At 67.5% G+C, this 23,824-nt stretch carries 16 protein-coding genes and 1 pseudogene; 9 read left to right on the top strand and 8 right to left on the bottom strand.

Going from position 1 to position 23,824, the window contains the following annotated elements; genetic code table 11:
- Positions 1-5: 5 nt before the first annotated feature.
- Positions 6-1,097, bottom strand: a complete 1,092-nt coding sequence (locus IE242_RS05535) for an ArsR/SmtB family transcription factor (protein ID WP_189856447.1) — start codon at positions 1,095-1,097, stop codon at positions 6-8.
- Positions 1,098-1,213: 116 nt separating this feature from the next.
- On the opposite strand from IE242_RS05535, the gene IE242_RS05530 reads away from it, so the two are divergent.
- Positions 1,214-2,449, top strand: coding sequence for an MFS transporter (locus tag IE242_RS05530; protein ID WP_373299449.1), 1,236 nt, complete (start codon positions 1,214-1,216; stop codon positions 2,447-2,449).
- 554 nt (positions 2,450-3,003) lie between these two features.
- Here IE242_RS05530 and IE242_RS05525 read toward each other — a convergent pair.
- A complete protein-coding gene (locus IE242_RS05525) occupies positions 3,004-3,201 on the bottom strand; it encodes a DUF1737 domain-containing protein (protein WP_189855755.1) in 198 nt (65 codons plus the stop codon).
- Positions 3,202-3,425: 224 nt separating this feature from the next.
- On the opposite strand from IE242_RS05525, the gene IE242_RS05520 reads away from it, so the two are divergent.
- Together IE242_RS05520 and IE242_RS05515 are read left to right on the top strand one after the other, a co-directional pair.
- On the top strand, positions 3,426-4,139 hold the full coding sequence (locus tag IE242_RS05520; RefSeq protein WP_189855753.1) for a VCBS repeat-containing protein: 714 nt from the start codon (positions 3,426-3,428) through the stop codon (positions 4,137-4,139).
- A 202-nt stretch (positions 4,140-4,341) separates the two neighbouring features.
- Positions 4,342-5,655, top strand: coding sequence for a hypothetical protein (locus IE242_RS05515; protein WP_229858214.1), 1,314 nt, complete (start codon positions 4,342-4,344; stop codon positions 5,653-5,655).
- Positions 5,656-5,874: 219 nt separating this feature from the next.
- Here the strand turns inward: IE242_RS05515 and IE242_RS05510 are convergent, their stop codons facing one another.
- Positions 5,875-6,135 (bottom strand): DUF7683 domain-containing protein, encoded by a 261-nt coding sequence (locus tag IE242_RS05510; protein WP_189855752.1) that lies wholly within the window; start codon positions 6,133-6,135, stop codon positions 5,875-5,877.
- Positions 6,136-6,950: 815 nt separating this feature from the next.
- On the opposite strand from IE242_RS05510, the gene IE242_RS05505 reads away from it, so the two are divergent.
- The 5 genes and pseudogenes from IE242_RS05505 to IE242_RS05485 all read left to right on the top strand — a co-directional run bounded on the left by IE242_RS05505 (position 6,951) and on the right by IE242_RS05485 (position 11,857).
- On the top strand, positions 6,951-7,784 hold the full coding sequence (locus IE242_RS05505; RefSeq protein ID WP_189855750.1) for a hypothetical protein: 834 nt from the start codon (positions 6,951-6,953) through the stop codon (positions 7,782-7,784).
- Positions 7,785-7,877: 93 nt separating this feature from the next.
- Positions 7,878-8,804 (top strand): hypothetical protein, encoded by a 927-nt coding sequence (locus IE242_RS05500; RefSeq protein ID WP_189855748.1) that lies wholly within the window; start codon positions 7,878-7,880, stop codon positions 8,802-8,804.
- Between the two features lie 309 nt (positions 8,805-9,113).
- Positions 9,114-9,644 (top strand): GNAT family N-acetyltransferase, encoded by a 531-nt coding sequence (locus IE242_RS05495; RefSeq protein ID WP_189855746.1) that lies wholly within the window; start codon positions 9,114-9,116, stop codon positions 9,642-9,644.
- Between the two features lie 210 nt (positions 9,645-9,854).
- A pseudogene (locus IE242_RS05490) lies at positions 9,855-10,971 on the top strand (tyrosine-type recombinase/integrase).
- Positions 10,972-11,224: 253 nt separating this feature from the next.
- Positions 11,225-11,857: a hypothetical protein gene (locus tag IE242_RS05485; protein WP_189855744.1), complete on the top strand. Its 633-nt coding sequence runs from the start codon at positions 11,225-11,227 to the stop codon at positions 11,855-11,857.
- 425 nt (positions 11,858-12,282) lie between these two features.
- On the opposite strand, the gene IE242_RS05480 is transcribed toward IE242_RS05485, so the two are convergent.
- From IE242_RS05480 to IE242_RS05470, 3 genes are all read right to left on the bottom strand, one after another.
- Positions 12,283-15,918: a P-loop NTPase family protein gene (locus IE242_RS05480; protein ID WP_189855742.1), complete on the bottom strand. Its 3,636-nt coding sequence runs from the start codon at positions 15,916-15,918 to the stop codon at positions 12,283-12,285.
- Between the two features lie 61 nt (positions 15,919-15,979).
- Complete coding sequence (locus IE242_RS05475) at positions 15,980-16,333, bottom strand: hypothetical protein (protein ID WP_229858199.1); 354 nt, start codon at positions 16,331-16,333, stop codon at positions 15,980-15,982.
- A 179-nt stretch (positions 16,334-16,512) separates the two neighbouring features.
- A complete protein-coding gene (locus IE242_RS05470) occupies positions 16,513-18,246 on the bottom strand; it encodes a hypothetical protein (RefSeq protein WP_189855740.1) in 1,734 nt (577 codons plus the stop codon).
- Positions 18,247-18,390: 144 nt separating this feature from the next.
- Here IE242_RS05470 and IE242_RS05465 point away from each other — a divergent pair, with 144 nt between their 5' ends.
- On the top strand, positions 18,391-18,540 hold the full coding sequence (locus IE242_RS05465) for a hypothetical protein (RefSeq protein ID WP_189855739.1): 150 nt from the start codon (positions 18,391-18,393) through the stop codon (positions 18,538-18,540).
- A gap of 132 nt (positions 18,541-18,672) precedes the next feature.
- On the opposite strand, the gene IE242_RS05460 is transcribed toward IE242_RS05465, so the two are convergent.
- Positions 18,673-21,798: a tetratricopeptide repeat protein gene (locus IE242_RS05460; RefSeq protein ID WP_189855737.1), complete on the bottom strand. Its 3,126-nt coding sequence runs from the start codon at positions 21,796-21,798 to the stop codon at positions 18,673-18,675.
- Between the two features lie 930 nt (positions 21,799-22,728).
- Positions 22,729-23,772 (bottom strand): serine hydrolase domain-containing protein, encoded by a 1,044-nt coding sequence (locus IE242_RS05455; RefSeq protein WP_189855735.1) that lies wholly within the window; start codon positions 23,770-23,772, stop codon positions 22,729-22,731.
- Between the last annotated feature and the right edge of the window lie 52 nt (positions 23,773-23,824).

Raw genomic sequence — 23,824 nt, 5'->3', positions numbered from 1 at the left:
GGATGCTAGCTCCGGCGGGTTCTCGTGCCCGTCCGGTGTGCCGTGGCCTCTGGCGCCGCGACCAGCACATCACCCGCGGGCGCCCGGTAGTACAGCACGGACCGCCCCGCCCGGCGCCTGCGCACCAGCCCCGCGTCCAGCAGCACTTTCAGATGACGCCCGACGGAGCCGAGCCCCTGCCCGGTCAGCGCGACCAACTGGGTCGTGCTCAAGGGGGAGTCCAGCAGTACGAGCACCCGGGCCCGTCCCCGGCCGAGCAGCGCACCGAGCCCATCGGGCACCTTGAGGACACCGGGTTCATCGGGCATAGCGGGCGAACCGGGCATGCCAGGTATGCCGGGTGTGCTGGGCGCGCCTCCGACCACGGTGCTCGCTCCTGCACGCCCGGCGTCCGCGAGCACCCCCGCGCACGGATACACCACCGCGTACCGCTTTCCGTCCTCCCACGACACCCACCCGGCCTTCGGCGTCACCGGGACGAACAGCAGCTCCGCCCCGGAGATCTCCCGCGGCGGATGCTCGTGCAGGTTGACCTGCAACCGGTCCCCGCCGAGCCAGCGTGTGCCCGGACGCAGAGTGTCGAGCGCCGCGGCCCACCCGCCCCGGCTGATGCGCGCGGTACGGGCGACCACGTCCGCTTCGAGAATCCGCCGGCGCCGCTCCCAGTACGGGTGTACGGCCTCCTCCCACACGAACTCCAGCAGCCGGGCGGCCAGCTGCGGCAGATCGTCCCGGCACAGCCGTTCCGGGACGGGGCCGGGCAGCGACAGGGTGAGGTGCCGGCGGGCCTCCGCGGGATCGGTGTCCCGGACCCGGGCCACCTCGGCCTCGAACGAGGCTCCCTCGACCGGCGTCGGCGTGAGGAAGTCGGCGATCCACTTCCGCCCGACCCCCGCCCGTACGAGCAGCGCGGTGACGGGGTCGGCGGCCAGCCGCGCCCGGTAGCCGGGCAGATGGCGGGCCAGCCACTCCCGCTCGCCGGGCATCGAGCCCGCCCCCGCGTGCAGCAGTTTCAGCGAGGCGAACACCTCGGCCATCGGCGAGACCACGAAACGGCTCCCCGCCAGCGTGTCGGCGTTCACCTGCCACCAGCCCACGGATCCGCCCCTCTCCGCCACGACCCACAGTCTCAGGGCGCTCCGGCCCTCCGCCGACCTTTCGCGCTGCCGCGAAACAGTAACGGCGGACCGCGCCCCCACCCCACTCTCCCTACATGCGTCCCCGTACTGACACTCGTACCGAAACCCGTACCGGCACCCACATCACCACCTACAAGTCCTTGTTCGCCGTGCCGGAGTTCACCCCGCTCTTCCTCTCCTCGTCCTTCCAGGCCGGAGCGTCGACGGTCGGAGGCCTTGCCCTCGGCACCCTCGTGTACGAGGCGACGGACTCCCCGCTGCTGTCGGCCCTGAGCATGTTCGGCCCGTCACTGGCACAGATGCTGGGCGCGACCACCCTGCTCTCCGCGGCGGACCGCGTGCCCCCGAGAACGGCCCTGACGGCGACGGCCGCCGCCTTCGCGGCGGTCATGGCGCTGACGGCCCTTCCGTCCCTGCCGACCTGGGCGGTGTTCCCGCTGATCCTCGCCCTCGGCCTGGTCTCGTCCGTCACGGGAGGGGTGCGCTGGGGCCTTCTCAACGAGATCCTGCCGAAGGACGCCTATCTGCCGGGCCGCTCGCTCTTCAACATCGTGAACGGCGTCCTGCAGATCACGGGATACGCGGCGGGTGGCCTCCTCGTCGCCCTCGTGTCCCCGCGCACCACGCTGCTCGTGTCGGCGGCCCTGTACGCGGCGGCCGCCCTGACCCATCGTCTCGGCCTGACCCCGCGCGCTCCCCGTGCCTCCGGCCGCCCGTCCGTCCGTGCGACCTGGCACGCGAACGCCCACCTCCTGTCGTACGCCCCGCGCCGCCTCACCTACCTGGGCCTGTGGGTCCCCAACGGTCTCGTCGTCGGCTGCGAGTCCCTCTTCGTGCCGTACGCCCCCGCCCACGCGGGCCTGCTCTTCGCCGCGGCGGCGCTCGGGATGCTCGTCGGGGACGTGGCCACGGGCCGGTACGTCCCGGAGCGGATACGGCCATCCCTGGCCACCCCTCTCCTCCTGCTTCTGGCCGCCCCGTACCTGTTGTTCGCCCTGCGCCCGTCCACACCCGTGGCGGCCGGCTGCGCGGCCCTGGCGTCCGTCGGCTTCGCCGCGAGCCTGGTCCAGCAGCAGCGCCTGCTCTCCCTCACCCCGGCCGACCTCACCGGACACGCCCTCGGCCTGCACTCCGCGGGCATGCTCGCGCTCCAGGGGCTGAGCGCGGCCCTGGCGGGCGCACTGGCCCAGCTCACGTCACCGGCGACGGCGATGACGGTGATGGCGGCCGCGTCGGTGACGGTGACGCTGGCCCTGTGGACGGCGGGCCGGAGGGCAGCGGCCGGTGGGCAGCGGCCGGTGGGCGGTTGAGGCGACAAGGGCACCTCAACTTTCTCCTCCATATCCCCACGTTCCGGTCACTGGTTCGCGGCGGTGGGGATGCCTTACGATCCACACACGGGCATATGTCCGCCGGGCATTCCAACTCGGCGACCGTACGCGAAACGCCCGCGCCCCCAGTCCCCGGGCCAAGGACGGCGCCCCCTCACAGGGGCGGCGCCCGGAGCCGTGTTCCGCAGCGGACACAACGGCTCCGGACTTCGTCCTCCCGGCCGTTCGAGCCGGGGTGCACTCCCGCTGCGCCCCGGGGTCCGGTGAGGACGCCCCGCGCGTGGAGGTCGCGGACGGGAACCGCGACCGTCCCCGCGCACGCGGCCGTCGCCGAGGGCGCCAACCCATGTTCGGCGGCGGCCGCTCCGACGGCACGTCAATTCTTGCTCAGTGCAATGCCGGGCACCAGGGTTTCGACGGGGGGCGTGCAGGTGGGGTCCCGTTCAGCACTCTGCACGTGGTCCCCTTCCCCGAGCGGCCCAGGGAAGTATCGACGGGACGGGCAGTATCGACGGGACGGGCAGTATCGATGCCTAGGGTGTGCCCGCGCCCGCGCCCGGCCAGACGAGTGCCTGGGCGACGATGACGCGCTCCCCGTTGTACGTCACCGCCGGCCCCTCGTGCAGCCGGTAACCGAGGGCCAGCGCCTCGCTGACGCGACGGCAGAACGCCTCGTCATCGGGGCCGGTGAGAACTCGGTAGGTGGGCAGTCCGTCCGGCGGTGTACTCATGGGGCCAAGGATCGCAGACCGGCCGGGCCGGCCCCGCGGCCCCCTTCGGCCACCGACCACGTCCCGGGAAAGGCAGCCACATCGTGGGTGAGGGAGGACGGGCAGCCGGGCGGGCATGCCGCGTACTGACGCTCGTGGCATCGGCCGCGCTCGTCGCCGGATGCGGCGACGGCCGAGGCGATCCGCCCTCGCGCCCGGCTGCCGGGCCGGCGATCAGGAGTTGCGTGACGTCTTCCGGGAACCTCGTGGCCGACCTGGACGGCGACGGCACCGCCGACCACGTCTCTTCCTCCTCCCTCACCGGAGCCGACCTGACGATCACCTTCGGAGCCGGAGCCGGAGCCGGAGCCGAGGACGGGCGGGGCACGAAGGTGGGGCCCCGGGACCTCGTCGGGGATCGCGGCGAGGATGCGGAGGACGTACTGGCCGTCGTGGCCGACTTCGACCAGGACGGCTGGAACGACCTCTTCGTCGTCGCCACCGACGCGTTCGGGGGTGACGACGCGCTGGAGCCGGACGTCTCCGAACTGCGGCTCGGACCGTTCTCGGCGCGCGGACGCGGACAGAGCGATCACCACGTCGATCTGACCGAGCCACGCGCCGTCGCCGTCGCCGACTACAACGACGACCGCTACCCGGACCTCGCGTCCTACGGTCACGAGGGCGACGGCGTCTACATGACGTGGGCTCGCCTCGGCAGCGAGGAGGGCCTCGACCGGAAGCCCGACGAAATGAACAGGCGGTACATGAGGGAAGCCGATCAGACCGACCAGAAGACCCCCGAGTCTCTGCCCGAGGCCGATCCGACGACGTTCTACCCGCCTTGCGACGGCGACGGCGACGGCGACGGCAGCGCCGCCAAAGAGCCGCCAAAGAGCCGCCAAAGAGCCGCCAAAGAGTCGGCTCCCGCAGACACCGCCCGCGTCGCGGTGACATAAGTCACAGAGAAATAAGAGTGGTATGGACAACCCTCCTCGTTCTTCCGTTTTATCCAGTCGAATACCCCCTCGCTCGGAACCGCTGGGTGGAAAAAGCTCCGACCCGTCCTTTACCTGAGCTATAAGCTGAACGGAATCCCGACTTCCCTAAGCGTGCCTTTCGCCGACGTCTTTCTGCATGCCGAGTCAAGAAAGAACTTTTGTGAAGCTTTCCCGTTCCCTCGCGGTGGCCGCCGCCGCAGCGCTGACCACGCCCGTCGTGCTCTTCACCGCCGCTCCGGCGCTTGCCGCCGGCACGTCCGCGACGCAGACGCAGACGCAGACGCAGATGCAGAACCAGCCGACGTACGAGGAGCTGGTGAAGGCCGCCGACGACGCGAAGAAGGCGTACGAGGAAGCCGTCACCGCCAAGGAGAAGGCGCTCGAGAAGGTCAAGGCCACCCTGGACGCCCTGTCCTCCGACACCCACCCCCTCAGGGCGGCCGAGATCGCGGCGGACAAGGAGGCCAAGGAGGCGGCCGACGCCCAGGAGGCGGCCGAGAAGGCTGTCGCGGACGCCAAGGCCAGGCTCGAAGCGGCCCAGGGCGACGCCGAGAAGGCCGAAGCGCAGCAAGCCCTCGAAACCGCCGAGGCCGACCTGGCGAAGGCGGTCGAGGCCAAGAAGGCGGCCGACGCCGCGGCCGAGGCGGCCGGCACCGCGGTGAGCGACGCCAGGGTGGCGGCCACCCAGGAGTACAGCCTGGTCCAGGACGCCCCCGAGAAGGCCCTTAAGGCCAAGAAGGCCGCCGAGGAAGCACTCGCCGCCGCCAAGAAGTGTGTCCGCGAGGACGGGCTGACCTCGCTCGCGGTGGGGCTGCCGTCCAAGATCGTCGCCGGGACCACCGTCGACTTCACCCTGCGCGTGACCAACGGAACCGAGCGCACGCTGACAGTGGACCCCCTGGTGTTCTTCCACGTGAACGGCGAAGGCCGCGGCGAGAAGAGCGCCCTGAAGGCGGAATGGTCCAACGGCGCGGACTGGCAGACCCTCAGCGGCACCGAGCCCGAGCACATCGCCCACATCGACGTCCTGAAGCCGGGCGGGCAGAGCGACGTGAAGCTGCGGCTGACGGTCGACTCCGAGGCCCAGGACGCCGATGCCCTCGCCCTGTTCGCCGGCGACGCCTCCGACGCGTACAACCCCTGCGTGCTGGGCCCGATGAAGCGCTACGACTTCGAACTCCTGCCCGCGGGCAGCAACCCCGGCCCGGTCGACGAAGCCAAGCCCGGCCAGCCCGGCGAGGACGACGACAAGCGGCCGGGCGCTGCGAAGCCCGGCACGGACACGGGCACTTCGCCGCAGGGCGGCACGTCCGAGCAGGCGGCAGCCACCGGAACCGACGCCGACGGAGCCCTCGCCACGACCGGTACGTCCTCCGCGATGGGACCGCTCGCTGTCGCGGGCGCCGTCACCGTCGTACTCGGTGTCGGAGTGGTCGTCGTCGTACGCCGCCGCAAGGCCGCGGACAACGTCTGACCGAGGTGGCGCCCGCTGCCGCGAGTGGCAGCGAAGAGGTCCCGGACCGCTCATGGTCCGGGGCCGAGGGCGTGAGAGATGCGCTGGCCCGACTCAGTACCGTCACGCCTGGAATGATTTCACGGGCGTGAGAACCCCTCGCTGGATGCGCTGAGCAGTGTCCGTCGGTCACAGTCGTAGCGCGTGTCCGGAGCCGGTCGACCGTGCGCTCGACCTCGTTCAGTCGGCCGCGCCGGCGGAGATCATATAGTCGAGCGTCTGATCCGGCGGTCCACAGTGAAGGATCGCGTCCACTGCGGGCCACGCGCTCAGCGGAACGGCGTAGCAGCCCAGCATCCAAGGGTCGCCCGCATCGGGAGTGATCACCTCGCGGAGCTGGATGATCTGCTCCCGGCTGATCGGCAGTCCTGTGCGCAGGAACTCGTCCTGCTTGCTGAATCCGTCGAGGGACCACACGACATGCGGTGCTTCTGCCTCCATGGGCTCAGAGTAGTCAGAGTCAACCGACGTAGTCAGAGTCCCTCGACGTAGTCAGAGTCTCCCGACCAGGCAGAACGATCAGGGGACCGTCGTACTGCGTGCCGCGCTGTGCTCCTGAGAGGGTGCCACCGGGCGGCATCGCTTGCACCCGCCGACGGGCGGCGCCCAGGAGCGGGAGAACACGGCCACGTCGTAGCGTTCGAGGACCGGCCGCGGTTCGCCGAGTGCCTCCCTTCGGGCCGCGGCCTCCATGCGGGCGAGCCCTTCACGGAACTGCTCGGTGGTGAGGTGGTGAACTTCGACTGCGGCCGCGTGACCAGCCGGGCGTGGTAGTCGTCCAGGCTCGCCGTCACCGGCTGGGCGAAGGAGGTGACCTCCTCCGTAGTCGTAGACCACCGCGCCCAGCCGTTCACGGAACGTGCTGCGGACGATCATCTTCCCGTCGGCACGCAGGACACGGGCCAGTTTGACGCCCCGCGCTCGATGCCCCGAGCTCGACGCCCCGCGTTCGATGCCCCGCGTTCCGTGGAACGCGACTGAATTCTCGGCTGATAACCCGCCACGACCCGCGGATTCATGACCTTTCAGGTCGTTCGGTGTGATGAGGACACAGGGCTCTGCGGGGCAGCAAAAAAGGGGTTGTGAAGATCGCTCGGAGATTGGCATACTCCCTCCCGCCATCCCCCACGGCAGGAGCCTCAACAGGCTCAATGGTCAACTCATTGGGGGGTTATGCCATGCGTGTACCATCACGCGCATTCTCACGGCTTGCCAGGACCACCAGATTCATCGCCGCTTCTCTTTCCCTTGGGGCGGTGACCGAATTCCTGGCAAGTTCCCCGGCGCAGGCCGTCGAGGTGGAATCCGGGACCTTCAGTGTCGTCAGCGAAATCGGTGACCCCGTCGGCGGTGGTTACCCGTACGCGTACACCGATGGCGAAGGATCGGCCGACGCCATGCACGCCGGCTGGAGCGACGACGGCAACCGGCTCACCGTCATCGTCCTGGGCGCCAACGGCGACCGGTGGGACGTCGTCATGGGCGCCGAGTACGGGAAGCAACTGGCCCCGGGAACGTACACCGACGCCGCAGACACACCCACGCTCGGTGCGCCGAGGCTCGACGTCAGCGGCACGTTCTACGGCTGCGAGTCCGAGGGATCCTTCACCATCGACCGCATGGTCCTCGGGCCGCGCGGCTATGTGGAGGCACTGGATGCCAGCTTCGAGCAGCACTGCGTGGGACATGAACCCGGGCTGACCGGCCAGGTGCACCTCACCAACCCCCCGCCGCCCGCAGAGCTGGCGCTGGGTGTCGGCCTCGCCGACTCCGGCACTGTCGGAGCAGACGGCGTACCCACCGTGCATGGCACCGTGACCTGCACAGAACCGGTCAACGTGCTGGTGAACGGCCGCATCGACCAAGTCGTGACCAAGGGTTCCCTCGCGACTGCCTCCTACTACACGCGGGTGGACTGCACACCGGGCACTCCGGCCGCCTGGACGGCGACCGGGACCACCAACGGCGGCGTCCCCTTCGAACGAGGCAACGCCACGGTCGAGTTCAAGGCACAGGCACCGGACCCGGTGTACGGGCACACGGTCGTCACCGACCTGGGAACGTCCGACGTCTCTCTCCGTAGGAGCTGAACGGGATCCCGCAGCCGCACCCCTCCATTTCTTCCTTCCATTCCTCCCCATCTCTCTTCTCCGTTTCTCTCCTCCTCAGACTTGGGAGCCAGCTTGAGAATTCACGCACGCAAGAACGCACTGACTCGCATCGCCCCGGGCCTCGCCGCGGCGCTCGCTTTCACAGCTGTCGCTTCGGGACTGCTGGGCGGCGGAACGGCACAGGCGTACGAGGTCGAGTCCGGAACCTTCGCCTTCAGCGGGGATGCCGGCGAATACATCAGCGCCGGACAGTCGTACGCCTACACCGACGGCGAGGGATCACAGGACGGAATGTCCGTCCAGGGCTACACCACCAGTGAGGGCGTCGGCACCGGCCTCGGCGTGTTCGTCGACAGTGCCGACGGCGACACGTGGTCTCTGCACCTCGAGGCGCCGTGGGGCCCGTCCCAGCCGCTGGTCCCCGGCACCTACACGGGCGCCAAGGCCAATCCGGCACCCGGCGAGCCCAGGATCGAGCTGCGCGGCAACGGCCGGGACTGCCTCGCCGAGGGCTCCTTCACCATCCGCTCGGTGGAGTTCGCGACCCACGGTTATGTGAAGGCTCTCGACGCTTCCTTCGAACAGCACTGTCCGGGAGCCACGGAGTCGGTGCGCGGCGAGGTCCGCCTGACCAATCCGGAGCCGCCCGCCGAGACGGCACTGGGTCTGCAGGTCGCCGCCGACGGCATGGCCGACAGGGACAACGGGCGGGCTGTCGTCCACGGCACGGTGACATGCACGTCGCCCGTCGCGGTCAGGTCGTACGGCACGGTGAGCCAGACCGTCGACGGCGTCACCGTCCGCGGCTCCTACAGCACGCAGGTGGCGTGTGTACCGGGCACGCCCACGCCGTGGACCGCGGAGGCCACTCCCACGGGCAACGTGCCCTTCCAGCGCGGCGAGGCCACGGTGACCGCCCGCACCACCGGCACGGATCCGTTCTACGGCCACACGATCACGGCTGACTACAGCGGCTCCCTCCAGCTCGCCAGGAAGTAACGGCTGAGCAATCACTGTCCAGCTGAGCCGCGCGACGCGGTAACAGGGCAGGGCGCGGTACGGCCAGGTGAGTTCTGAGGCGCTCCGTACAGGAGCGCACCGCAACGACGGACCGACTGCGGCGGGCTGCAGCCCCGAGGGTGCAGCCCGCCGTACGCGACAGTCGCCCGGCGGCGTGCGGTTCATGCTCGTCGAGCCCGCCCTGGCACACCGGCGCGCGACCACCGGAGCCCACCTCGTGCCGCGCGCCCGTGCGGACGCCCAGTCCGTGAACGGAGTCCTGCTCGAGCGATCTGAGAGGATCACCGCATGACAGGCGAACGCCACACCGCCACCCGATCCCACCGGCCCTTCACTGAGCCGGTCCGGCTAGACCTGTCCGATCCCGACACCCTGCGTCATCTCTGGGACCTTCAGCGGGCCTCCTACACGATCGAAGCCCGGCTCATCGGCTTCGACGGCATCCCGCCCCTGCACGAGTCCCTTGAGCAACTGCGCGCATGTGACGAGTCCTTCCTCGGGGTCCGAGATGAGTCCAGACTTGTCGGAGCGGTCAGCTGGTCCCGCCTGCCGAACGGTGCTCTGGACATCTGCCGCCTCGTGGTCCATCCCGTCGCGCATCGCCGCGGTGTCGCAACGGCACTGCTCGACGCTCTGGACTCGATCGAACCCGCGGAACTGACCGTCGTCTCCACCGGAACCGCCAACCTGCCCGCGGTCGCGCTCTACCGTCGGCGCGGATTCAACCCTGTCGGCGAGCGCCAGATCGCGCCCGGCGTCACGGTCACGCTGCTGGAGCGCAAGAACGCACCAGCATCCCAGCCAACCCACGATTCCTGACAGTTGCTCGTCGGCCCGAGGAGCCGTTCACTGCCCTGCACTGCTCCTTACCGCCTGCAGCAGCTCCGAGTACAGCGGCCCGGCAGACGGGCCCGCGACCAGGCCCTTCCTGCCCGACGCCACCCTTGAGAAGCTCACCATGGTGGGGACCGTCACCGGCCTCCGGGTGACCGAGCCGGCAGAGGACTCGCTCCCAACGGCGCCGGCACCATCACCAAGCGCAAGGACGGCCGCTACCAGTGCGCGGTCTACGTCCTCCAGCCGGACGGCACACGCGCCCGCAAGTTCGCCTACGGCAAGACCTGGGTCGAGTGCGACGCCAAGCGCCGGGAGCTGCCGGACAAGGTCGACCAGGGCGTGCCCGTGCCCACCAGATCGGCGAAGCTCGCCGAGTGGCTGCCGTACTGGCTGGACAACATCATCCAGCTTCGGCGGAAGCTGAGCACGTACGACAAGTACGAGGCGCACGTCCGGCTCCACCTCCTCCCCCTGCTCGGCGCGAAGCGGCTGGAGTCCCTCGGCGTCGCGGACGTGCGCCGCTTCCTCGTCCGCCTGGAGAAGGAGACCACCGCGGCAACGGCCAAGGAGTCGCACCGCGTGCGGCGCTCCGCGCTCTCCTCGGCCTGCCGCGAGGAACTGATCACGCGCAACGTCGCCAAGCTCGCCCAGCCGCCCCGCACGGACAACCACGAACTCAAGCCCTGGAGCCTGAACGAGACGCTCGACTTCCTCTTCCTCGCCGCGTCCCGCAAAGACCCGCTCTACGCGGCCTTCGTCCTCGCCATCGCCATGGGGCTCCGGCGGGGAGAGATCGTCGGCCTTCGCTGGTCGGACCTCGATCTCGATAATCGCGTCCTGTACGTCCGCCAGCAGACGCAACGCCGCCGAGGCGTCCTGTACGACGACGACCCCAAAAGCCGTCGCCGTCGCGCTGTCCCGCTGCCCGCGCTCTGTATCGCGCCCCTGCGCTGGCACCGGACGCGGCAGACAGCGGCACGGGCCAAGGCGGGGGAGGAGTGGCAGGAGTCCGGCTACGTCTTCACCACGCGCACCGGTCGCCAGGTCGGAGCCGCGGAGCGTCTACCGCTCCTTCACCCGCGTCGCCCAGTCCGCCGGCCTCCGCGTGATCCGGCTCCACGACGACCGGCACGGCACGGCCACCCTCCTCACCGCGGCCGGAGTCGCGCCCCGCGTCGTGATGGAGATCCTCGGCCACAGCCAGATCAGCATCACCATGGACGTCTACACCCACGTCGTGCAGGACACGCAGCGCGAGGCCAAGAGCCACATGGACCGGCTGCTCAGGAGGCATCCCGGTCGTAAGTGACCGTCCCCGCTGATGTCAGAAGCCCCGGGCCGTAATCGATCTGGGGCTTTGCGTTGGGTCTCGGCATCGGCATCGGCAGCGGTGTAAGCCGTGATCTGGTCCCTTCTCTTTCTGCTGGTGATTGGAGCCGATCCCCGGCTGGGTGCTCAGGGCCTTCTGCGACTCGCTTCAGCGGCGGAGTAGGGATAACCCCCGGAGGAATCCACAGGCCAGCGGGCGGGCCACGGGCCCTGTCGTGCTTGGAGTATCGGGGGTGCTGCTGATCGCACCGAACCGCCACTCACGAATCGAGGCCATGATGTCGCGCTCTGTGCAACGAAGCTTCTCCACCGGCCGCGCTCGCGCCTCAGCCGGGGCGGGTGTGGTGCCCGACGCCCAGGAACCGCCCGCACCGGTACGTGGCGCGTTCGCGTTGTGGGTGGTGGCTGTGGCCGCCGGTGCTTTCGAGACGATGCTGGCGGTGGGCAGACTCGTGGCCGAGGGCTCGGGCTCCACGGCCGAGATCGCTGCAGGTCTCGCGGTGAGGCTGCCGGTCTTTACCGCTGCGCTCCTGGTGGCGCTCCGGATGCGCCGCGGCTACGGCTGGGCCCGTATCGTTCTGACGCTCGGCCTCGGTGTGGTGGGTACGGCGTCGATGGTGATTGCTCCGATCCACGCCCTGGCCCAGGGGCGCACTCTCGGCGTGGTGTTGAGGGAGGCCGGAGCGCTGGATCTCGTCTTCGGGGCCAGCCGAGTGGTGCATGTGGCTGCCGTACTCTCCGCCGTGGTGCTGATGTTCCTTCCTACGGCCAACAGGTACTTCCAGTTCGCTCGTGTCGACCGTGCGTCCGGTGGCAACGGGCGGACCGTCTCACACCGCATGCGCATCCGGCGATCCAACATATGACACATGCCGGACTCTCCACCCGCTGAGCAGGAGGTGCCCCGGTCGTGAGTGACCACGCCCGTGGACGTCACCTGTGGATGTCAAAGGCCCCGGACCATGATCGGTCCGGGGCCTTTGCGCTGGTGCCCCCGGCAGGATTCGAACCTGCGACACCCGCTTTAGGAGATTTCTCTGGGTAGGGCTGTGACCTGCGGAAACGGCGAGGGCAATGTGTCCGGCCTGGGGAAATTCCCCTCCGTGGTTCTCAGCTGTTCACGGGGTTTCCCGCCCTCATGTGTGCCGTATGTGTTCCACTGGGATGCCTTCCTGGCGAGGCGTCAATTGCTCATGTGATCGGGCTGGTGCGCGTCTGCCTCTCGGTACGCTGCCGAAGCCCCGCACGTAGGTGATCATCGGCGCCGTGCACACGAAGACGGCATGCTCCTCTATACCGCCTGCTCCCGCAGGCAGTGCGCAGCAGCGGCGACGGCTTCCGGTGCGAGGAGCGGAAGCGCGTCGCAGGAGACCAGCCAGGGGCTCGTCTGCAGTACTTCAGCCAACATGCTGCGTCCCTCGGCGGAGCGACCGTTAACGCTCGCAATCCCGGCCAGCGTCCGGATTCGCGTGGCGGCGTTGGGGATGGCATGGGCGATCTCAAGGGCCTTCTGATGGTGACCTGCCTGCGCCATCGCGCGGGCGATATCAATCAATGGGCCCGGCCGCGATCCGCGCTTAACAATAGTGCGGGTGATTCGAACGGCCTCATCGACCAGAGCCAGTGCCTCCTCGGCCTGGCCTCCACGCGCCATGGCGGTGGCGGTGTCGATCAACAGGTGGGTCCGCAGCACAAGGTCGTTGTGAGGGGACGTACTCAAAACCTCGGCGTAGATGGCCAAGGCATCTTCGTGCCAGCCCAGCTCCGCTGCGACATGACCGATGGCGCTCAAGGCCGCGATCTGCATATCAGTCTGCGGAATGGAACGGGCAATCTCAAGGGCCTGTTCGACCTGACCCGCCTCCGCGATGGCGCACCCCACACCACTCACGGCCTCGGCCGACACCTTGGCGAGGCCCCAACTGACGCGTGCCTTTTGAGCTAGCTGTTTCTTCCCGCTGATGGAGCGGCAGATCTCAAGGGCCCGTTCGACCTGACCCGCTTGCGCGACAGCGCGGGCGATACCGCCCAGGGCTCTGCCGTGTTCTGTGCCGTCGCCAATGGAGCGGCAGATCTCAAGGGCCTGTTCGACCTGACCCGCTTGCGCGACAGCGCGGGCGATACCGCCCAGAGCTCTGGCCTGTGCTGTGCCGTCACCGATGGAGCGAGCGATCTCCAACGCCTCCTCGTGGCGGCCCGTCTCCACAATGGCGAGGGCGACGTCGGCAAGCGGCCCCGCCTCGATGTGCGGCCGGCTGTAGACGCGTGGCCCGATGAATGAGGACTCTTCACGCTCCGCCTGCGCCAAAAGGTGCCTGTCCTCAGTCAACCTCCCGCTGCGCGAGCCGATCGTATTCATGCGACGGGCTATTTCGATGGCTTGGTCGCCCTGTCCACAACTAGCCAAGGCGCAAGCGATGTGTCCCAACGCTTCGACTTGTGAGCGTGGGGCCGTTATGGACTCGGTAATAATCAAGGCTTCCTCGTGCCACCCCACCTTCGCCATAGCGTGTGCCACCCCAGCCAGCGCCCGGCTGCGCGTTGTTGAGCTGTAGATCGCGCGGGCAATCTCCCGGGCCTGTTCGCACCGACCCGCCGCGATCACGGTCTGCACAACGTCGCTCAGCGACTGGTCACGCCAGGCAGCTTCGGAGATGGCGCAGGCCACCTCGACGGCTTGTTCGTACGCCCCCACTCGGGCCATCGCCTCGGCCACGGCGGATTGCGCCCGAGCCCGCCAGAGAGGAGCGACGATGCCATGGGCCGTGGCAGCCGCTGTCTCCGCGAGTTCTGCAGCTGGCTTGTATACGCCTGCCGTCGCCATGGCGCAGGCCGCCTCCGCCAGCATGTCCGCGCGCGTGCTGGGATCGCCGATAGACCGGGCGATATCGAGAATCTGCTTGGACTCCTGCGGTGCGGCCGAGGTAGCAGGCTCAACTATTGCCCGGACTGGATTGTCGGGGTGGCCGACCCTTGGAATCCCGGGGACCGGTTCGTGCCAACCACGTTGCACCGCTGCGCGGGTGACGCTGGCTCTCGCCTCGGACCGCCGTGCGTGATCGGCGAGGGAATTGGCGATGTCGAGGGCTTGTTGGAGCCGGCCCGTCTCGGCCAGGACTATCGCGGCTTCTTGCAGGGTCCGGTCCTGCCACCGTTTTGCAGTGATGGAGCGTGCGACACGGGCGGCCTCCGTCGCCGCCCGGGCTGCCTCGTCTTGCTGGCCTGTTTCTGACATGGCGCGAGCGATGCCAATAAGCGCCCCGGTGCCCCAGTCCGGGTTCCTTATGTCACGAGCAGTTTGGAGTGCTCGGTCGTACTGGCCTGTGAGCGCCTGGGCGGTGGCGGCCTCACCTAGCGCCCGGTCCCGCGAGCCCGGGTCCGTGATGGCCAGGGATGCATCGACGGCCGTGTTCGCCAGCGCGGCTGCGCTGCTTCCCTTGTCGCTTCTTGCCAGCGTGCATGCGGCGCTGGTCAAGGCTCGTGCCTGCTTATGCACATCGTGATAGGCAAGAGCGATGTTGATGGCACGGTCGGTCTGCCCGAGAAGCGCCCATGCCGTCACCAGATGAACCGGGATGTTGCTGCTGTTGTGGTGCAGTAGGTCACGCCGGATTGCGAGGACGAGAGCCTTGCTGACGTCGGGACCGCCCGGACCCGCGTGGGCGCGGAGAGCCTCGAATGCAGCGCTGATCTCGGTGAGGGCGTCCAGGTTGGAGCCGGAAGTGTGCCACAGGCGGTGATGACGAGCTGGATCGCTCGCGAGCGCCACAAGCCTGTCACCGTTCGAGCTAGCACGGAGAAGCTGCGGGTAGCCGCGTAGCAGATACTCAGGCGTACCAGCTGGCCAGCCACTTGACCGATAGCGATCGGCCCAAGCGTGAATGCGTTCGCGATAGGCAGCAAGTTCGGTCTCCGCCAGCAGTTCCAAGGCGGCGTTCTGGATTTCTTCATGGGCCAGGACGTAGGACTCCTGGGCCCGGTCCCAGACTCCTGAACTGGTGCGAAAAAGGCGTCCGGTCACCCCGGCCAGGGTCCGACGGACACGCAAGGGACGGGTATCCGCGAGGTGTGCAAGGTCGTCATTGCTCAGGCCACCGCCCGCTGCAGCGACTAGACCGAGCAATTCACAGGCCGTTCCACCTCTTGTTAGAAGAGCATCGAGGGCGTTCTCGGCCTCTACGCGCACCGCAGCTGCAAAGGATGACCTCTCCAAAGGGCGGTTGATTGCGTCAGTGCGCAGTGGATGGCCGTCAGCAACGTCGCTGGGAATCGGCGGGTGAGGGCGTCCAGCGACCAAGATACGAGCGCCGTGCGGGGGCGTGGCGGGAAGGAGAGCCGCGATGCTATGGCCTCCGCCTTCGGCGTCGACGCCGCGGTCTTCGTCGAGGCCGTCGACCACCAAGACGAGGCGTTGCCCGTGGGAAGCACAGCGTTCTGCCGTTCGTTCCAGTGCATGGAGGAGGACCTCATCGCGTGTGTACTCGGTGACCGCGGGTTCCTCCTCGCCAAGGAGGGCGTACAACTGGCGCTGAACGACCTCACAGAAAGCGGCACGATTGTTTTGACCGGCCAGGCGGGCCGTGATGAAGAACGAGATGACTACAGTGCTGGCTGGCGGGTTGAGAACAAACTGAGCCATGAGCGCGGTCTTGCCCGCCCATGCTGGTGCCAACCAGCGCCACCACAGCCCCTGAGTGCTGACGCCCTCGTCCGGGGCGGTACAGAAGGCGGCCATGGCCGCAAGCTCCTTCTCCCTGCCCTCGAAGCGATCCGCGGCGAGGCGTCTGACCTGGTGCAGGTAGCCGGAAACGGTCAGCCGTACCGGAGCCAGCACAACATCGCCATTGACGAGACCGGTGTTGATGAGCCCTACGGGCCCTTGCGCCCGAGCATCGCCGGTAGCCTTCACCGACATTCGGTCTGACATGTGCTGACTCCACTACCACCGTTCGAAGGGGCTTCCTGGGACAATTAGCCTGAACAGCTAATTACGGAGTGGAAAAGCCCGAGTTGGCTTGTCCACCCTCGGATTCCGCATCTCCGGTTCTGTCCACTCGAATCGTGTCCGCCGCAGCACCACTGGAGGGCGTGATGGCGCCGCTATTGGCCGAACCACCGGCACGCGCGGTGGCACTGCCCGTCCGGGACACGTACACGCGTGTACCTGACACCGTCGCCAAGGTTGCCCACAGTGCAGCCCCCAGTGAACCGATGCTCACCAGGGCTGAGACGATCCCGGCCACTTGGTTCGCGCGTTCCCAGCTGAGGAAACAGAACACCCCCGCCAGGGCCGCGACCACCACGCTGAAGATCACCACCACGAACCGCTGCTGACCCGTCATCTCCCCATCATCGCTGTTTTCTCGCTGCTCTGGGCCCGTTAGCCTCGATCTTGGGCTTGAGCGCCTCTCGGCCCCCAGAGCAGACGGCTGTGGCGCAGAACTTCTCCGGGACGACTGGTTCCACACGGTGGCCACCTGGGCGGGCTAAGCGGAACGGGCGCCCCACAAGGTGGCAGCCCTTACCGTGGGACGGTCACTGCCATAAGTTTGCCGTCCCCGAGGTGGAGCCAGCCCCGGCCAAGAGCGAGAGGGCGGCCGACAACGGAGTCTCCCGTCTTGATGCCGATCCAATCACCAGCGTGCCGCTCCTGAGGAGACAGCAGGAGTCCGCGGTGGGCTCTCTTCGCTTTGCCCAACCAGGGGTAGCTCGGCCCGAGCTTGTCTTCATCGCCGGCCAAGACCAGCGCTATACCCTCTTCGAAGCCATGCTCTAGTAAGTTCCGCAGTACACGCTGGGCATCGCACTCGCCCAAGACCTCCGCGTCGTCCATCACGACAACGACCGGCTCCTCAGCGGACGCCACTGACAGGGCCTCCTCGAGTTCGTCGTGCCCGATGTTGTCTTGATCGAAGCAAGCAACCACGCCCTCCCGATCGGCCAACTCCCCTAGAGGCGACGGCCTGGGCGTGGCTAAGACGAGCTGGGCGCCAGATGCGAGGAGGGAGCGTGCGATGTTCACCAGTGCCGTGGAGCGACCTGACTTTGCGGGCCCGGCCACAACGAACGCGGGAGCAGTACCGGAGGCCAGATCAGGGCCATATGCGGCCAGGTTGTCGCCCGCGACACCCGCAAGTGCCCACAACCTCGGTGCCGCCGGATCGCGCATGGTCCACGCTTCATCGAAGTTGACGCTGGACGGCAATGAGGCAGTGCGTTGCTGCACCTCCAACGCGTCATGAGCTGCGTCCCACAGACCGAGCAACAGGACGTGATCCTCTTGCGTCAGGCTCGCCATGTGGGAGAACGCGACAAGTGCCTCCCGCTCGGGCAGCTCATCGTGGGTGTACCAGCGGATCCACGCATCCGACGAGATCCCCGTCTGCTCCTCCATATCGGTGAAGGACCACTTGCGCTTCAGCCTGTGTTCGTCAAGGCGGCGATGCAGCGTGACCAACTCCATCCGCGCCGGGGAGCGGTCCACCTCGAACTCTTTGCTCTTCACTCCGTAGAACGTCGCGTTCGCTGGCCGTTGCTCCTCTGCGGCGTCAGCCATCCTGACGAAGCCTTCACTACGGCGAACTACACCAAGGAACACTCTCAAGGCGTCCTTGTCGTGCCACAGAGCCTGCGCCGCATTGAGGATCAGTCCCTTCAATGACTCATGTGCGTAGTTGAACTGCGCAGAGTCTTGGCTGGCGTTGGCCGGTGTCTCCTTGCCGGCTGGTGGCTCTTCTGCTGCCTGCCCACTTGGGGCTCCGGCGTCCTGCTTCGGCAAGCCCTCGGAAGGGGCAGTCGCGTCGTTCACGTCACCGTCTCCGGCGGATGCTGTGGTATCTGCCGGAGGGTGTACTGATGCTTGGGCGACCGTTTCCCTGACGACCTGCTTCCACAGAGCCTTGAAACGATCAACTTGGGCATCTACGTCGCTGTATCGAGCGAATTCGGCCAGGACACGGGCGATCAACTCAAGGCGGCCCCACGGCGGTAAGTCTGGCTTCTGGAAAGTGTCCAACACTGCTTGGTGATTCACGATCCAGTAGTCCTGCGCGTCCTTCCCGACACGGTCGCGAATAGCGCGTGCTGACGGGAGTCCCGCGTCCAGCCTCAGATCGTGGAGCTCGTCGTTCAGCTTCTTCAGGTCAGGCTGGTCAGCTAGATCGGGCCTCTTCCACGGCTGAGCGACCACTATCTCTGCCCCCTCCTGGTGCTTCTGCATCGTTTCCAAATCAGGCGCGTTGGCGCCTGTACTCACGGGCGTCAGGATCTGTCATGTCTGTCATGCAGCGGCTGTTCTTGGCCGATGCTGTCAGCGATCGTCTTGAGTCGTCAGGGCCGTCCGGGAGGCACCCACGCTGGATGCAGAACCCAGTCGGTGCCAGACGGAAGGTAGATCCTCATGGAACAGATCAGCGTGCGCCTAGTAGTCCTTCTGCTGGTCGGAGCCCTCGTCGTCGCCCTGACGCTGCATGCACCCGAAGTCGGCGCGGCCTTGGTGGGAGCCACTGCAGTGGTGGCACTACTTGCCCAACTCATGGGCCGCGAATGACCCTGCCGGAGCGGAGAAGCTTGCAGCGATGGGCCACCTGATCTCCCAATCTGTGGGTCGATACCTTGCGGACGGCTCCACCGAAGCCAGAGCACATCTGCGGCTTCATGGAACCTGTGGTGGTGGTGGGTCTCAGCGTCGGCGGCGGTGTTCCTCAATGTCGGCCTGATTCAGCCAGTAGGCGATGTTGTTGCTGATGGTGGTGATGATGGGATGAGCAGGGTCTACGAGGCGTCGTGTGTCTGTGAGCATCCGAGTGAGAATGCGGACGGCTTCCCCGGGGTGGCCAGCGCGTCCGCGCCACATGGCGAGCTTGTCCAGTACCGACAATGTGGCGACGTGATCAGTGCCAAGGTGGCGTTCGATGTGGGTCAGCAGGGCCTGGTAGGTATCGCTTGCCGTCTGTGCGTCGCCCGTTTCGCCCTGCCAGCGGCCAAGGCTATCGAGGGTCGTCAAAGTTTGGAGGTGGCCAGGGCCCAAGACGCGTTCCTGGTCGGGGAGGAGCTCTTGCAGTGCGGCGATGGCTGCGTGGGGTGCTCCTGCAAAGCCACGCATGACGGCGAGGCTGTGGCGGGTGCTGAGAATCTCTGCGCCTTCAGGTACGAGGCGGCGCTGCTGATCACGGAGGACGTCCTCCAGTGCTTGTACAGCTTTCTGGGGCTCTCCTGCCCGGCCCAAGCACAGGGCGTGGCTGTGTCGGGAGCTGAGTGTGTCGGGGTGGTGAGGGCCGAGGACTCGGGTTCTGTCGACGACGACGGCGGCGAGGTTCTCGGATGCGGTGGCCGGATCGGTTGTTTCCTGCAAACGGGCGAGGTTGTGGCGCGCTGTGAGCAGCTCGGGATGATCTGGGCCCAGGACCTCACCCATGTCGGGGATCAGCGCCTGATATCCGTTGATGGCCTTATCCGTCTCGCCCGCTGCTCCCTGCCAGCGGGCAAGGCTTTGCCTGGTCGTCAGGACGCGCAGGTGCCGGGGCCCGAGCGCTCGTGTTTGGTCGGGTAGCAGCGCTTCGAGCAAGCTGACGGCCTCGGCAGCGTTGCCTGCTTCGCCCAGCCAGCGGGCCAGATTGTGGCGGGCGGTCAGGGTGCCATCGGCATCGGGACCGAACTCCTCTTCCATGAGGGGGATCAGCCTGCGGTAAGCGGCAGCAGCCTCTACTGCGTCACCCGCGACGCCCTTCCAATAACAAAGGTTGTGGAGAGTAGCGAGTATCGCCCCACGGCTCGCTCCGTTGCGCTGGCGGACAGCGAGAATTTCATTGAGGGCCGTGATGGCGCCGCTAGTGTCGCCGGCCGCACCTCGCTCGATTGCAAGGTTGTGACGAGTCACGAGCGTCTCGGGGGCCTCGTAGCCGAGCAACTGGATCTGGTCCGTCTCAAGACTTTCCAGGGTCTGGATTGCTCCGGCATGATCTCCGGCTTGGCTTTGCCAGCGGGACAGCTCGCTTCGGGCGACAAGGGCGTGCTGGTGGTCGGCTCCGAGGTGCCGGTGGGCGAGGGAGCGGAGCGCGTCGAAATGGTCGCGTGCCCAGGAAATATCGCCGGATTCACCCGCGCTGGTGCCCAGTCGGAAGAGGACGGTGTACGCGGTGTCGTCCTGCCACAGGGGGTGGCTCTCGCCGTCCTGGTCGTGAGTGGCCAGCGAGCGGGCGCTGGCCCGCAGCCGTAGTGCGTGGTCCTGGTCGCGCTCGGTGTCGGGCCAGATGTCAAGCAGGGCGTGGGCAGCCGCTGGCAGGACGGTCTCCCTACGCTGTGTCAGGACGTCGTGCGATGAGCCAGAAGGTTGCTGCTCGCGCACGGCACGCTGGATGAGCTGGTGCACGCGGACCAACCATGCGTCGTCACAGCCCTCGCCCGGGGTGTGATCGATGAGATGGAGTCGGTCCAGCGTTGCCAAGGTGTGCTCGGCCTCGATCTCGTCGACGGGTCGGTCTGTTCTGCTGCGCTCAGTCAGCCAAGCGCGGGCGGCGCCGCTGGTGAACAGCGGGGCGGGAATGCCGGTTGTTCCGTCGAGGACGGCGGCCAGTTCCAGCATGGGGCGAGCCAGCATGCCGGTGTGCTGGTCGGCCTGGTCGACGGAGATGTCCCATAGCGCTGCGAGTGAGCTTGTCGTAGCACTGCCGCGCACAGCAGGGATCAGTCGTTCAAGGGTAAGCCGGCGGTCCGCGAGCAGGCTTCGGTAACGGGCGATGCTGCATGAGGCGTTGTAGTCGAGGTATGCGCCGGCCCGTGACAGAGCCAGGGGAAGATGACCGAGGTCATCGGCGAGCCCCGCCAGATCCGCGTCGGCCTCGGCGGGCACGGCCCGTTGCAGCGTGTTGCGCAGGTGGGTGAGGGATTCCTCGGCAGTGAAGACGCCAACCGATAGGAACGGATGTCCACTTGCCGTGACGAGGTCTCTTTCGCGGCTGCGCGTGGTGATGATGACCCTCCCACGACCGGCGGTGCGTCGAGGCATCCACAGTCCCTCAAGTGCGCCGGGGGACTGCACGTCGTCGAGGACGATGAGCCAGCTGAGTTCGGTGACACGGAGCCAGTTGAGGAATTGCTCAGCGGCATACGCGGTGTTCTCACCGCTGGGTACCAGCTCAAGATCGCGGGCTGCCTGAGCATAGGCATCGGTCACGGCGGGCGTGTTGTTCGCCGTCACCCACATCAGCATGTCCACTCCACGGCCTGCCTCGTCAGCGGCACGGTGGCAGTAATCGGCGGCCAGGCTGGTTTTGCCGACGCCTCCGGCTCCTGTGATCACGCGGCCCGTAACAGCTGTGCTGGCTGCGTCCCCGATGTCACTGTCCTCGGGGCCATCCAGGGCGCGTGCCAGGGCATCGCGATGTTCCCGCTCGACGAGCACTTCGGCTGGTTCGGGGACCAGACCTATGCGCAGCGGCTTTGCGCTGCGGGGCTTATCGCCAAGCCGCTTCTGCGTGCGAGTCCCGGACGCCGCAGTGTCGCGGCGGGTTGTGGTTCTGCTTTGCTCGGCCGCTCGGCGCAGATTTTCCCACCGAGCACGGGACTGTGGCCCGGGCCTGGAACCGGCGCGGCTATCGAGGAGTTCGGTCAGGAAGGCGAAAGACGCCCCGGCCCGCGGAACACTCTGAGCGCTGAACCACGCGCTGAGAGTGCTCTTGGTCAGGGCGACGGGAGGAGACTGCCGCTTGCCCAGCTGGATGATCTGACCGAACGTGAGCCCAGATGCTTGCCGATTTGCCCTCAGCTCCTCGGCCAGGCGTGAGGCTGCTGCCGGGACGTCCACCATGCCATTCCCCGTTCGTTCCGAACCTTCTACGAACCCTATTCCTTGCCTGTCTGACCACCACATACCTGTGGTTCGGCGGGAGTTACTGCTCGCCGAACCCCGATCCGAACAGGTCAGGTGACGTGTGATCGATCGCTTGGTTGGTCAAGTCCACGGATGGGATAGACAATGCGCATTCTCTGTCGTAAAGCCCGGTATGTGTGGCGAACGCCAAGGCTGCGGCGGCGGATCGCCACGCTCGTTGTGCGGTGGATTGTCGGTGCCGCGCTGCGGACACTGGCGGGCCTCTTGTGGGGGTGGTGGACCAGCTAGTGACGGACTTCGGGGCCGGGTTGGTCGCCGCCAGAGACGGCGCGGGGTGGGTCTGACCCAGCCGCGGCCCCGGTATCCGCCGAATCGCTGAAAAGAGAACTGGCGATCGACGTGGACAGATCGAGGCTGAACCTCGAATCGGTACGGACGACGGCAACGTCAGCGTCCGAGACCCACGTCCTTGATCCCGCGTTGTAGTACGGACTGTCGAGGTATCCATGGTCTGGCCGGGAGGGGGCAAAGAAAACACCGTCGGTGCCCCTGCGATCAGAGCACGCTTGCCCAGCCCGGCACGATGGTCACGACGGATCGCCGCGTACAGCTCAGACCTCGAATTCGACGCTATCGGCGGCCCCATCGGCATGGAGCACCCTCCTGCTCTCACCGCAAGCCACAGGTGTTGCTGGAACTCATCAAGACCGTTCCCCGCGAACTCGCGGTGTTGTCCGCGCTCAACGACAACCGTTGCTGGAACTCCCCTGCATACTCAGCCGTCCCGACCGGCAGGGCCGACTGAGCGCCTCCGCGGCGCTGGGCTGCCAGCCGTGTATCTCGGACCGTGCACCGCACAATGCGTGGCCGGCCGTACCCCTCTCAGCGGATTCGCCGCAGGTTGCTTCAGACAAACGCAAGCGCACGGAAGGTGTTGCGGACGTCGGTCAGGGGCTGGCGGTCGCGGGTGTAGTAGAGCTTGTTGGTCAGGAGTACGGCCCAGCGCCCCTGGTGGGGTGAGATCCACATGCCGGTGCCGGTGAAGCCGTAGTGGACCCAGATGTTGTCGGTGGGGCGCGTACCAGGGGCGGGGTGCCAGAACAGGCCGCGTACAGGTTCTAGGGTGCCGGTCTGCACGGTCAGCGACTGCCTGGTCCAGTCGGGGCCGAATCCGGCTTGCCCGTGGCTGGTTGAGGTGTCCAGCAGGTAGCGCAGGAAGACGGCGAGGTCGTCGAGGACGGTGAAGGCGCCGGCGATCCCGCACACTCCGCCCAGGAGGCGGGCGGAGAAGTCGTGGGCGACGCCCTTGAGGTGGGTGTCGGTGTCCTGGTCGAGTTCGGTCGGTGCGCACCGCGTGGTGATCTCGGCGGGCAGGGGTCCGAAGCGGGTGGAGTGCATGCCCAGCGGCTGCCAGGTCCGTTCCGTGGCGAGCTGGTCGAGGCGTCGCCCGGAGAGGTATTCGGCGAGGTATCCGAGGATGAGGGCGGCTCGGTCGGTGTACTCGACGGCCTCGCCGGGCGGGCGGTGCAGGGCCTCGTGAAGGACACCGTCGCGGATGTCCTGGGGGTCGGTGCCGTAGAGGTTTTTGAGCTGGGCGCGGAGCGGCACGCCAGCGGTGTGGGTGAGTAGTTGACGGGTGGTCACTGCACGGAGCGGGTGGCCGTCGACCTCGGACCAGAAGGCACCGAGCGGGGTGTCGAGGTCGAGCTTGCCTTCCTCCCACAGGGTGCCGATCGAGGCCCACACGGCGAGGATCTTGGTGAGGCTGGCGGCGTCGAAGACGGTGTCGGCTTGCATCGGCACGTTCGGCTCGTTGGGGTCGAGGACCCCGGTGGCGCCTTGGGCGCGGGTGCCGGTTGCGTCACCGACTGCCCATACGGCGCCGGGGTAGACCTTGTCGCGGACGCCTTCGTTCAGGAGGGCTTCGATGCGGTCGGTGCTGTACGTCATGGTCTCCCTGTTCGCCGTGGCCAACCCGCCGGATCAGCGTAGTGACGCGGGC

It is taken from the genome of Streptomyces poonensis (assembly GCF_014650915.1).
In the GTDB taxonomy this organism is placed as follows: domain Bacteria; phylum Actinomycetota; class Actinomycetes; order Streptomycetales; family Streptomycetaceae; genus Streptomyces; species Streptomyces poonensis.
Note: the sequence above shows the minus strand (reverse complement) of the source record. Positions and strands in the feature narration are given on the sequence as shown.

Bases quoted from the DNA above. Each gene is read 5' to 3' on its own strand.
- IE242_RS05495 (WP_189855746.1), top strand. From the start codon at position 9,114: ATGACAGGCGAACGCCACACCGCCACCCGATCCCACCGGCCCTTCACT.
- IE242_RS05460 (WP_189855737.1), bottom strand. From the start codon at position 21,798: ATGGTGGACGTCCCGGCAGCAGCCTCACGCCTGGCCGAGGAGCTGAGG.
- IE242_RS05480 (WP_189855742.1), bottom strand. From the start codon at position 15,918: ATGTCAGACCGAATGTCGGTGAAGGCTACCGGCGATGCTCGGGCGCAA.
- IE242_RS05465 (WP_189855739.1), top strand. From the start codon at position 18,391: ATGGAACAGATCAGCGTGCGCCTAGTAGTCCTTCTGCTGGTCGGAGCC.
- IE242_RS05525 (WP_189855755.1), bottom strand. From the start codon at position 3,201: ATGAGTACACCGCCGGACGGACTGCCCACCTACCGAGTTCTCACCGGC.
- IE242_RS05530 (WP_373299449.1), top strand. From the start codon at position 1,214: ATGCGTCCCCGTACTGACACTCGTACCGAAACCCGTACCGGCACCCAC.
- IE242_RS05510 (WP_189855752.1), bottom strand. From the start codon at position 6,135: ATGGAGGCAGAAGCACCGCATGTCGTGTGGTCCCTCGACGGATTCAGC.
- IE242_RS05455 (WP_189855735.1), bottom strand. From the start codon at position 23,772: ATGACGTACAGCACCGACCGCATCGAAGCCCTCCTGAACGAAGGCGTC.
- IE242_RS05475 (WP_229858199.1), bottom strand. From the start codon at position 16,333: ATGACGGGTCAGCAGCGGTTCGTGGTGGTGATCTTCAGCGTGGTGGTC.